Source organism: Nocardiopsis sp. CC223A (genome assembly GCF_030766825.1).
Lineage (GTDB): Bacteria > Actinomycetota > Actinomycetes > Streptosporangiales > Streptosporangiaceae > Nocardiopsis.
Genome location: NZ_JASFDV010000086.1, coordinates 18,449 through 28,864, shown reverse-complemented (window position 1 = coordinate 28,864; position 10,416 = coordinate 18,449). Strand labels below are relative to the sequence as shown.

The 10,416-nt window shown below is 73.3% G+C and carries 9 protein-coding genes; 5 read left to right on the top strand and 4 right to left on the bottom strand.

All coding sequences use genetic code 11. The annotated features are described in order from the left end of the window. From QJS33_RS25985 to QJS33_RS25970, 4 genes are all read right to left on the bottom strand, one after another. Positions 1 to 841, bottom strand: an 841-nt coding sequence (locus tag QJS33_RS25985; RefSeq protein WP_306370705.1) for an SMC family ATPase, incomplete at its 3' end; no start/stop codon positions are given. Continuing rightward, the gene (locus tag QJS33_RS25980) at positions 841 to 1,986 is read right to left on the bottom strand and encodes an exonuclease SbcCD subunit D (protein ID WP_306370704.1); all 1,146 of its coding nucleotides are present in this window, start codon (positions 1,984 to 1,986) and stop codon (positions 841 to 843) included. The genes QJS33_RS25985 and QJS33_RS25980, both read right to left, overlap by 1 nt. Positions 1,987 to 2,396: 410 nt before the next feature. Continuing rightward, entirely contained in the window at positions 2,397 to 3,056 is a 660-nt protein-coding gene (locus QJS33_RS25975) for an O-methyltransferase (protein ID WP_306370703.1), read from the bottom strand. A gap of 73 nt (positions 3,057 to 3,129) precedes the next feature. After that, a complete protein-coding gene (locus QJS33_RS25970) occupies positions 3,130 to 3,846 on the bottom strand; it encodes a metal-dependent hydrolase (protein WP_306370702.1) in 717 nt (238 codons plus the stop codon). Between the two features lie 233 nt (positions 3,847 to 4,079). Here QJS33_RS25970 and QJS33_RS25965 point away from each other — a divergent pair, with 233 nt between their 5' ends. Genes QJS33_RS25965 through QJS33_RS25945 form a run of 5 tightly spaced genes read left to right on the top strand, consistent with a single transcriptional unit; the run spans position 4,080 to position 10,003 of the window. Next, positions 4,080 to 5,942 carry an ABC transporter substrate-binding protein gene (locus QJS33_RS25965; RefSeq protein ID WP_306370701.1) on the top strand — a complete coding sequence of 621 codons (1,863 nt, stop codon included), beginning with the start codon at positions 4,080 to 4,082 and terminating at the stop codon, positions 5,940 to 5,942. Beyond that, on the top strand, positions 5,939 to 7,006 hold the full coding sequence (locus QJS33_RS25960; protein WP_306370700.1) for an ABC transporter permease: 1,068 nt from the start codon (positions 5,939 to 5,941) through the stop codon (positions 7,004 to 7,006). The genes QJS33_RS25965 and QJS33_RS25960 overlap by 4 nt, the downstream gene beginning before the upstream one ends. After that, entirely contained in the window at positions 7,003 to 7,947 is a 945-nt protein-coding gene (locus QJS33_RS25955) for an ABC transporter permease (protein ID WP_306370699.1), read from the top strand. Before QJS33_RS25960 ends, QJS33_RS25955 begins: the two co-directional genes overlap by 4 nt. Next, positions 7,944 to 8,942 (top strand): ABC transporter ATP-binding protein, encoded by a 999-nt coding sequence (locus tag QJS33_RS25950; protein WP_306370698.1) that lies wholly within the window; start codon positions 7,944 to 7,946, stop codon positions 8,940 to 8,942. Before QJS33_RS25955 ends, QJS33_RS25950 begins: the two co-directional genes overlap by 4 nt. Further along, a complete protein-coding gene (locus QJS33_RS25945) occupies positions 8,939 to 10,003 on the top strand; it encodes an ABC transporter ATP-binding protein (RefSeq protein ID WP_306370697.1) in 1,065 nt (354 codons plus the stop codon). The genes QJS33_RS25950 and QJS33_RS25945 overlap by 4 nt, the downstream gene beginning before the upstream one ends. Positions 10,004 to 10,416 lie beyond the last annotated feature (413 nt).

Below are 10,416 nucleotides of genomic sequence, written 5' to 3'. Positions count from 1 at the left end.
GCCGGGTGCGCTGCCGGTCCAGGGCCTGCGCCTCGGCCAGGGCGCGGGCGGCCGCCTCCCGGGCCCCGACCACGGAGTCCACCACCGGGGCGACCTCGTCGGCCACCGCCGCGGTCAGCGCCGTCAGCTCGCTGGCCCAGGCCCACAGCGCCTCGGTGTCCTCCGGGGCGGTGGACCGGCCGGTCTCGGCGATGCGCCCGGCGCTCTCGCGCACCCGCAGGTCGGCGGCCTCCACCTCGCGGCGCAGCCGGGTCGCGTGTTCGGCGAACCAGTCCTCCAGCTCCCGGAACACGCCGGTGTTGAAGATCCGCTCCAGCGAGGCGCGCCGGTCCTTGGCGGAGGCGCGTAGGAAACGGGAGAACTCCCCCTGGGGGAGCAGCACGATCTGGCAGAACTGGTCCAGGGTGAGCCCCACCAGGTCGCCGACGAACTGGCCGGCCTCGTCCGGGCGGGTGGTCACGCCGTCCCAGCGCTCGCCGACCAGCTCCTCGACGATGACCTTCTGGTTCTCCACCAGGGTGCCCGAACCCCGCTTCTTGGGCCGCTCCCAGCGCGGGGACCGCGTGATGCGGATACGGCGGCCGCGCACCGTGCACTCCAGGCGCACCTCGGGGCGGCGGTCCAGGGGCGCGTGGTGGCTCTTGTAGGAGTCGTCCTTGCCGCGGGCCCCGGGCAGGGAGCCGTACAGGGCGAAGCAGACGGCGTCCAGCACCGAGGTCTTGCCCGCCCCGGTGGGCCCGTGGACGAGGAACAGCCCGCCGGCGCCGAGCCGGTCGAAGTCCACGGTCTCGGTGCCCGCGAACGGCCCGAAGGCCTGGACGGTCAGGGTGTGCAGGCGCATCAGCGCTGTCCTTCCCGGAGTCGGACCTCTTCCACGGCGGCCTCGACCAGGGCCGTCTCCTCGGGGGTGGCGGGGACGCCGCGCGCCCACTCCACGAAGTCGCCGATCACCGTGCGCTCGGCCCGGCCCGCCACCGGCGCGGCCACCGGCCGGGTGGCGGGCGTGCCGCCCTCGGGGGCGAACTCCAGCACCAGGGTGTGCGGGAACCGCTCGCGCAGCCGGTCCATCGGCTGGGCGGGCCGGCGCGGGTCGGTGAGGGTGATCTGGAGCCAGTGGCCGGTGTACCGCTCCCACCGGGGGTCGTCGAGCAGGTCGTCGATGCGGCCGCGGATCCGCGCCAGCGGCCGGGGCACGGGGGCGTCGACGAACTCGACCTCCCCCAGCCCGTCGGCGTCCAGGTCCACCAGCCAGTACCCCTTGCGGTGGTGCTCCTCGGAGAAGGAGTAGGCCAGCGGGGTCCCGGAGTAGCGGACCGCGGGGGTGAGGGTCTGGCGGCCGTGCAGGTGGCCCAGGGCGGTGTAGTCGATCCCGGCGTACACGGAGGCGGGCACGTGCGAGGCGCCGCCCACGGAGATGTCGCGTTCGCTGTCGGAGGGCTCGCCGCCCGCGACGAAGGCGTGCGAGAGCACCACCGAGCGGGTGCCGGGCCGCCCGGCCAGGTCGGCGCGGACCAGGTCCATGGCGTGCCCGAGGGCCGCCGGGTGCCCGCGTTCGGCCAGCCCCCAGTGGTGGCGGGCGATCTCCGGCTCCAGGTAGGGGATGCCGTAGAACGCGACGGGTCCGTGCTCGTCCTCGATGAGCACCGGCTCGCCGATGCCGTCCAGCGCGCTGCGCAGGTGGACCCCGGCGGCGTCGATGAGGTCGGAGGCGAACGACAGCCGGGCCATGGAGTCGTGGTTGCCGGCGATGAGGACGGCCCGCGCCCCGGTCTCCCGGATGCGCCCCAGCGCCCGGTCGAAGAGGCGCACCGCGTCCACCGGCGGCAGGGCCCGGTCGTACAGGTCGCCCGCCACGAGCACGACGTCGACCGCCCGCTCCCGGACGGTGTCGACGAGGTGGTCGAGGAAGGCGGCCTGGGCGTCGAGGAGGTTCTCCCGGTGGAAGGAGCGGCCCAGGTGCCAGTCGGAGGTGTGCAGCAACCGCATGGAACCGGACACTATCGAAGGGGCGGCGGTTCCGGGTGGGAAAACCGTCACCCTGTGGACAATCCCGCACCGGGTGGTGCCGGAGAGGCCCCGCGAGGCGCCGGCGGGGTTCTGGAGGCGCGGTCCGAGGAACGAGGACCGCACCCCCGGAACCGAAGGTTCCCGCACTCCGAGGGCGCCGAGCCTGCGAGGCGGTCTCTCGCAAGATGACGAGCCCAGGCGCCCCTACCGTGCATCGCCTCGCAGGCTCGGCGGTGTCGCACAGCGGGGGCCCGACCGGGTTCGGCCGGCCGAGCGCGGGCGGCGCGGCGAGAGGCGGCCTCGCGGCTCCGCGGAAGTACCGAGCCGAAGGCGTCCGCCGAGGGTGGCGGCGGGCGACGGGCGGGCCCGGAACGATCCGTCGAACACTCCTAGTTCTTGCGGGCCAGGGTGAGGCCGTCGCCGATGGGCAGCAGGACCTGGGTGACCCGGTCGTCGGCGACCAGGTGGGCGTTGAAGTCGCGGATGCCCTGGACGTGCGCCGACGTTTCGGCGTCGTCGACGACCCGGCCGTGGGAGAGCGTGTTGTCGGCCAGCAGGATCCCGCCGGCGCGCATGCGCGGGACGAGTTCCTCCCAGTAGCCGACGTAGCCCTCCTTGTCCGCGTCGATGAAGGCCAGGTCGAACCGCGGCTCGGCGGGCAGGGAGCGCAGGGACTCCAGCGCCGGGCCCAGCCGGAGGGTGATCTTGTCGGCGACCTTCGCCCGCTCCCAGTAGCGGCGGGCGACGGAGGTCCACTCGTCGCTGACGTCCAGGGCCAGCAGCGTGCCGTCGTCGGGCAGGCCGCGGGCGATGCAGAGCGACGAGTAGCCGGTGAAGGTGCCCACCTCCACGGCGTCGCGGGCGCCGGAGATCCGGGTGAGCAGGGTGGTGAACGTGCCCTGTTCGGGGCCGATCTGCATCCCCTTGCCCGCGGGGAACAGGCGCGCGGTCTCCTCGACCAGGTCGGCGAGCACGCCGTCGACCGGGGTGCCCTGCGCGACGAGGTATTCGTACAGTTCCGGGGTGAGGCTCTCAGTGGTCCGTGTCACGGGACACACCTTAGCCCGGGGCCCGGAAAAGGGAAGCGCCCCGCCGGGGCGGGGCGCGGGGGACGGGGGAGGGTCAGCGTCCGGCCGGGAGCAGGGAGGGCCAGTCGAAGAGGTAGATGGAGCCGATGATCACACCGACGGTGAGCAGGGGGGTGACCACCTTCTGCTCGACCGGGCCGTCGGTCTTGAAGCCCATGTTCTGGCCGATGCGCTTCTTCCAGAACGGCCAGAAGATCGGCACGCCCATCTTGGTGATCATGTCGCCGATGAAGTGCAGGACCACGCCGAAGGCGACCGCCAGGCCCAGCCAGGTGTAGTTGGTCCCGGACGAGAACAGGGCCAGGGTGATCGCCGCCGTCGCCAGCGCGTTGATGATCCCCGACGCGGTCCGGTTCTTGTCCAGTCCGAAACCCAGGCCCTGGAGTGCGATGCCGATCAGCAGGAACACGAAGACCTGCACCGCCAGCTCCGACCACAGGGCCAGGAGCTGTACGAGCACACCCATGAGGATCGCGAAGAAGAACGAGTGGGTGCCCATCCGGTGGCCGCCGAAGACGAACGACAGGATGTCGCTCAGCACCTCGGTGACCTTGCCGTAGGTCTTGGTGACCGTCGCGCTCTTGTGGTCCACGTCGGGGAGCAGGGCCGCCCCCGCGCACACCAGAGAACCGGCGATGATCTCGCTCGGGCCGAGGTTGAAGTCCAGGCCCAGGAATTGCGTCCCCTGGACGAGCGGTACGACCGCCATCCAGCCGACCACGCCGCTCAGTGCGTGAGAGTGCCCCATCATGGCGGGAACCGTAGCGGAGTATGAAGAACAGTGCCAAGGCGGGGTCATCACGGTCTTCACCATTCGCCACTCAACGCCCCGGAAACCCCCCTGTTCAAGCGGTCGGCCGCGAATGTATTGCGATGTCACGGCGCACCTTGTAGGTCATTGACGCTTATCGGGGTCCGTTGGTAGACAACGAACCACCCCCTGGTGGCGCAGGCCACCACCCCACGATCCTGACAGGGGCCCAGATGCACTCCCACCACCCTCCGACCCTGTCGCCGCTCTGTCGGGCGGCGACCGCGGGAAGCGCGCTGCTGCTGGTCGTCGGGACCGCCGCCGCCCCCGCGGCCGCCGACGCCGCCCCCGGCGGGAGGAGCACCCTCACGGTGGCGGTCGCCCAACAGGTGGACTCCTTCAACCCGTTCACCGCGCAGCTCGCCGTCACCACCAACATCCTGTCCCACATCTACGACCCGCTGGTCACCAACGACCAGGAGACCGCCAACCCCGCTCCGGCCCTGGCGGAGAGCTGGGACACCAGCGAGGACGGCCTGACCTGGACCTTTCACCTGCGCGACGACGTCACCTTCTCCGACGGCGAACCGCTCACCTCCGACGACGTGGTGTGGACGTTCACCACGATCATGGAGAACGAGTCCGCGGCCATCGCCAACGGCAGCTACGTCGCCGGGTTCGAGGAGGTCACCGCGCCCGACGACCACACCGTGGTGGTGGAGCTCGCCGAACCCCAGGCCACCATGGAGTCGCTGACGGTGCCCATCGTGCCCCGGCACGTGTGGGAGCCCATCGTCGAGAGCGAGGGGGACGCCTTCGCCGAGTACCCGGCCGACGGCGACGCCCTGCCCAGCGTGGGCAGCGGCCCCTTCGTCCTCACCTCCCACGAGCGCGGCCGGAGCATCACGCTCCAGGCCAACCCCGACCACTGGAACGGCGCCCCCGGCTTCGACGACCTCGTCTTCCGCTACTACCCCGAGAAGGACGCCGCCGTCGAGGCCCTGCGCAGCGGCGAGGTCTCCTTCGTCTACGAGCTGACCGCCGCCCAGGCCGACGCCCTGTCGGAGGCCTCCGACATCGCGGTCAACTTCGCCGACGGCAAGCGGTTCCAGGCGTTCACCGTCAACCCGGGCGCCGTCACCCAGGACGGCGAGGAGTTCGGCGACGGCCACCCGGCCCTCGCGGACCGCACCCTGCGCCGGGCCATCGTGATGGCGATCGACAACCAGGAGATCGTGGACAAGGCCCACGGCGGCCGGGCCACGGCGGCCGGGGGCTACATCCCGGCCCGCTACGCCGACTTCCACTGGTCCCTGGAGGGCGCCGAGGCCGTGCTCGCCTTCGACCCCGACTCCGCCAACGCCATGCTCGACGAGGCGGGCTACGAGATGGGCGACGACGGTGTGCGCGTCTCGCCCGACGGCGACCGCCTCGAACTGCGCATGCACGTCCACCAGGACCGGCCCGACAACGTCAGCGCGGGCAAGATCATCGTGGAGCGCCTGGCCGACATCGGCATCGAGGTGGAGAACCTCACCGTCGACCCGGGTGTGCTCAGCGACGCCCTGTACGCCGCCGAGTACGACCTGATCTTCACCGGGTGGACGGTCAACCCCGACCCCGACTACGTGTTCGGCATCCACACCTGCGACGCGCTGCCCACCGAACCGGGCACCATGCAGGGCGACGCGTACTTCTGCAACGAGGAGTACGACGAGCTGTACGCGGAACAGCTCCAGGAGTACGACCGGGCCGCGCGCGCCGAGATCATCCACGGCCTCCAGCGCATCCTCTACGAGGAGGCCGTCGTCAACGTCATGACCTACCCGGACATCCGGGAGGCCTACCGGACCGACCAGATCCAGGAGGGCACCCTCCTGACCCAGCCCGCCGAGGGCGGCAACATCTGGGGCCAGGACGGCTACTGGGCGTTCTGGGCGGCCCGGCCCGTCGAGGGCGGGCCGGGCTCGGGGCCGGCCGCGGGCGGCGTGTCCACCGGGGTGTGGGTCGGCGTCGGCGCGGTCGCGCTGGTGCTCGTGGCCGGGGGCGCGTTCTGGCTGTTCCGCCGCCGGGCCACCGCGGAGGACCGCGAGTGACCGGCGCCCCGCTCACCGCCGGGGCGGAGGAGACCCCCGCCTCCGCCCCGGCCGGGCCCGCACGGCCCGCCGCCCGCGGCCGCACCGGCCGCGTGCTCCGCTACGTCGGCGGCCGGCTGCTCACCGCCGTGCTCTCCCTGGCCGGGGTGGTCGTCGCCGGGTTCTTCCTGTTCCGCATCCTGCCCGGCGACCCGGTCCGCGCCATGACCGAGGGCCGCGAGGTCACCGCCGAACAGCGTGCGGAGCTGCGCCGACAGTTCGGCCTGGACCAGCCGCTGTGGCAGCAGTTCCTCGACTACGCCCTGGGCCTGTTCCGGATGGACCTGGGCACCTCGTTCCAGTACCGCAGGCCGGTCGCCGAGCTCATCCTGGACGCGCTGGGCCCCACGGTCCTGCTCGCCGGGACCGGCACCGCCATCGCCGCCCTGCTCGGCCTGTTCCTGGGCGTGCGCTCGGGCTGGCGGCCCGGGGGTGCGGGCGACCGGGTCAACACGACGGTGGCCCTGTTCTTCTGGTCGGTGCCGACGTTCTGGCTGGGCCTGCTGCTCATCGTCCTGTTCGCGTCCGGACGCGACCCGCTGCCCGGCCTGTTCCCGACCGGGGGCATGACCACCCCCGGCGTCACCGGGTTCTGGAACGTCGCCCTGGACACCGCCCGGCACATGGTCCTGCCGGTCGCCACCATGGTCGCGGTCGTCTACGCCCAGTACCTGATGATCATGCGCTCGTCCCTCATGGACGAGAAGGGCGCCGACTACCTCACCACCGCGCGGGCCAAGGGCCTGACCGACGCGCTGGTGCGCCGCCGGCACGCCGTGCCCAACGCCCTGCTGCCCACCGTCACCCTCGTCTTCCTCAACCTGGGCCAGGTGGTCTCCGGGGTCATCCTCGTCGAGACCGTGTTCTCCTGGCCGGGGCTGGGACGCCTCTTCTACTCCGGCCTGAGCGTGCCCGACCTGGGCCTGGTCCAGGGCCTGTTCGTGGTGTTCGCGGCCTCGGTGATCGTCATGAACCTCGTCGCCGACCTGGTCTACCCGCTGCTCGACCCCAGGGTGCGCCCATGAACTCCGCCGCGGCCCCGCCCGCCGCGCCCCCGTCCCCGCGGGCCCTGGCCCGCCGCAGGCGCCGCGAGGCGCTGCGCTCGTTCGCCCGCGAGTACTCCCGCCGCCGCGCCGGCATGGTCGGCCTGGCCGGGCTGCTCGCCCTGGTGGCCCTCGCCCTGTGCGCGCCGCTGCTGGTGGACCCGGCCGACCTCACCGTCACCCGGGCGCCCGGCACCGCCTTCGAGCCGCCCAGCGCCCGCTTCCCGCTGGGCACCGACGACTACGGCCGGTCCATCCTCGACCTCCTCATCTGGGGGTCCCGGGTCTCGCTGACCGTCGGCTTCCTGGCCACCGCGGTCTCGGTGGCCCTGGGGACCCTGGTGGGCGTGACCGCCGGGCACTTCGGGGCGTCCGGCGGCACCGGGGGGCGGCTGCTGTCGTCGGCCCTGATGCGCCTCACCGACTGGTTCCTGGTGCTGCCCACCCTGGTGCTGGCCGTGGCGCTGGCCGCGGTCCTGCCCCGCGGTACCGGCACGATCATCATCGCCATCGGCCTGACGGTGTGGCCCGCCACCGCGCGCCTGGTGCGCGCCCAGACCCTGGCGGTGGAGGCCCGGCCCTACGTGGAGCGGGCCCGTGCGCTGGGCGGCGGCCACCTGCACGTCATGGCCTGGCACGTGCTGCCCAACGTGATGCCGGTGGTGCTGGCCCAGACCACCCTGCTGGTGGCGACCTCCATCATCGCCGAGTCCACCCTGGCCTTCCTGGGCGTGGGCGATCCCACCACCGTCTCCTGGGGCGGGATCCTGGAGAGCGCCCGCAACGCGGGTGCGATCAGCTCCGGGATCTGGTGGTACATGGTGCCGCCGGGGCTGGCGATCGCCCTGGTCGCCCTGGCCTTCACCCTGTGCGGCCGCGCCCTGGAGGCCGTCATCGACCCCCGACTCCGGGAGCAGCGTTGACCTCCCTTCTCGACGTGCGTGACCTGCACGTGACCTACCGTTCCGGCGGCGGCGAGGTCCCCGCCGTGCGCGGCGCGGACATCTCCCTGAAGCCGGGCGAGACGCTCGGCCTGGCCGGGGAGTCCGGCAGCGGCAAGTCCACGGTGGCCATGGCGCTGCTGCGGCTGCTGCCCGCCACGGCCCGCGTCACCGGGGCCGTGGAGCTGGCCGGCGAGGACGTCCTCACCATGCGGTGGGGGCGGCTGCGCGCGGTCCGCTGGTCGGAGGCGGCCATCGTGTTCCAGGGCGCCATGCACTCGCTGAACCCGGTGCGCCGCGTCGGCGAGCAGATCGCCGAACCCCTGCTGATCCACCGGACCGTCCCCCGGGACGGGGTCTCCGCGCGGGTCGCGGAGCTCCTCCGGCAGGTGGGGCTGCCCGCCTCCCGGGCCGCCGACCACCCCCACCGACTGTCCGGCGGCCAGCGCCAGCGGGTCATGATCGCGATGGCCCTGGCCTGCGCGCCCCGGCTGATCGTGGCCGACGAGGCGACCACCGCCCTGGACGTGATGATCCAGGCGCAGATCCTCGCCCTGCTCAAGCGCCTGGTCGCCGACCACGGCATCGGGATGCTGATGATCAGCCACGACCTGTCGGTGCTCGCCGACACCTGCGACCGGGTCGCGGTGATGTACGCGGGGCGGATCGTGGAGCAGGGCCCGGCACACGAGGTGATGGGCGCCCCCGCCCACCCCTACGCCGCGGCGCTGGGGGCGGCCTTCCCCCGGATCGGGGACCCGGCCTCCCGGCGGGCCCCGCGCGGCCTGCCGGGCGATCCGCCCGATCCGGCCGACCCGCCCCCGGGGTGCGCGTTCCGGCCGCGCTGCCCGGTGGCGGAGGAGGTGTGCGCGACGGTCGACCCGCCGCTGTGGCCGGTCGCGCCCGACGCCCGCGGGGAGTCCGTGCGGCACGCCGCCTGCGTGCACGTGGGTCCGGTCGGGGAGGGGGTCCGTTGAGCACCACGGAGACCGACGCGTCCGCGTCCGCGTCCGATGGCGGGCAGGGGAGCGGCACGCCGATCCTGAGCGCCCGCGGCGTGCGGGTCGTCTTCACGTCCGGGTTCGGCGGCGGCCGCGCCGCCGCCCGGGCCGTGGACGGCGTCGACCTGGACGTGGCCGCCGGGGAGATCGTGGCCCTGGTGGGGGAGTCCGGCTGCGGCAAGACCACCCTGGGCCGGGTGCTGTTGGGCCTGGAGCGCCCCACCGCGGGCACGGTGTCCTTCGAGGGGAGTCCGCTGCGGTACTCCTCCCGTGGCCTGCGCGCCTACCGGCACCGGGTGCAGCTGGTCCAGCAGGACCCGACGGGCTCGCTCAACCCCCGGCGCACGGTCTACGAGTCGGTCGCCGAGGGCCTGCGCATCCACGGGGGGACCACCGCCGACGAGGCCGAGCGGGTGACCCGTGCGCTGGCCCGGGCGGGCCTGCGGCCGCCGGAGCGGTTCCTGTCCCGGTACCCCTACGAGCTGTCGGGCGGCCAGCGGCAGCGCGTGGTGATCGCCGGTGCGCTGGTGCTGGAACCGGAGGTGCTGGTGGCCGACGAGCCGGTGGCGTCCCTGGACGCGTCGGTGCGCGGCGAGATCCTGCGCCTGCTGCTGGACCTGCGCGACGAGCTGGGGCTGTCCGCCCTCATCGCCACCCACGACCTGGGGCTGGCGTGGAACATCGCCGACCGGGTCGCCGTGATGTACCTGGGCAGGGTGGTGGAGCTGGGGACGGTGGAGGAGGTCCTGTCCGGTCCCCGGCACCCGTACACCCGGGCGCTGTTGTCGGTGCTGCCCGAGGCCGGGGGCGAGCCGGTGGTGTTGGCGGGGGAGCCGCCGGACCCCGCGAAGGTGCCGGGGGGCTGCCGGTTCCACCCGCGCTGCCCGGTACCGGCCTCGGGGGAGGCGGAGCGGGCGGGCGTCGCCGACCGGTGCCGCACCGAGGACCCCGGGATCCTGCCCGGCGGCGGGGACGCCCACGTCACGGCCTGCCACTGGGTCCGGGCCCTGGGGCAGGCGTCCCCCGAAGCGGGGTGACGGGCGGTCCGGGGCCGTGCGCCCCGGGACCCGTACCGGTCATGTCCCGTGGAGTGGTGTGAGAACACCGGCTGTTCCCACAGGAACGGATCGCTGATCTGTGCGTCGTCGCCTCCGGGGCTCCGGGGCCGAACGAAGTCACACCACTCGGTGGACACCGTCGTCGTCCCGCACACGACCGGATTCCGTAAAATGTGATCTGAGTCACTTTGAGGGCGGGCGGGGGAGCCCCGGTCCGGCGGGAAGGGCGAAGTCACCGGGTATGTCGCGAACCGGAGACAGGTCGCACATGCGACACCTGTCCGCATCCGCTCATGTTTCCGGCCGGTCGGTACGTTCGTCACGACGGCGACCGGGGGAAGACAGGGGAGGCGCCGCCCCGCAGGGGGCGGTGACGTCCTGAGGGAGAGCAC

What these genes read in the sequence shown, in the direction of transcription:
- QJS33_RS25965 (WP_306370701.1), top strand. Translation starts at nt 4,080, where the DNA reads ATGCACTCCCACCACCCTCCGACCCTGTCGCCGCTCTGTCGGGCGGCG.
- QJS33_RS25980 (WP_306370704.1), bottom strand. Translation starts at nt 1,986, where the DNA reads ATGCGGTTGCTGCACACCTCCGACTGGCACCTGGGCCGCTCCTTCCAC.
- QJS33_RS25970 (WP_306370702.1), bottom strand. Translation starts at nt 3,846, where the DNA reads ATGATGGGGCACTCTCACGCACTGAGCGGCGTGGTCGGCTGGATGGCG.
- QJS33_RS25955 (WP_306370699.1), top strand. Translation starts at nt 7,003, where the DNA reads ATGAACTCCGCCGCGGCCCCGCCCGCCGCGCCCCCGTCCCCGCGGGCC.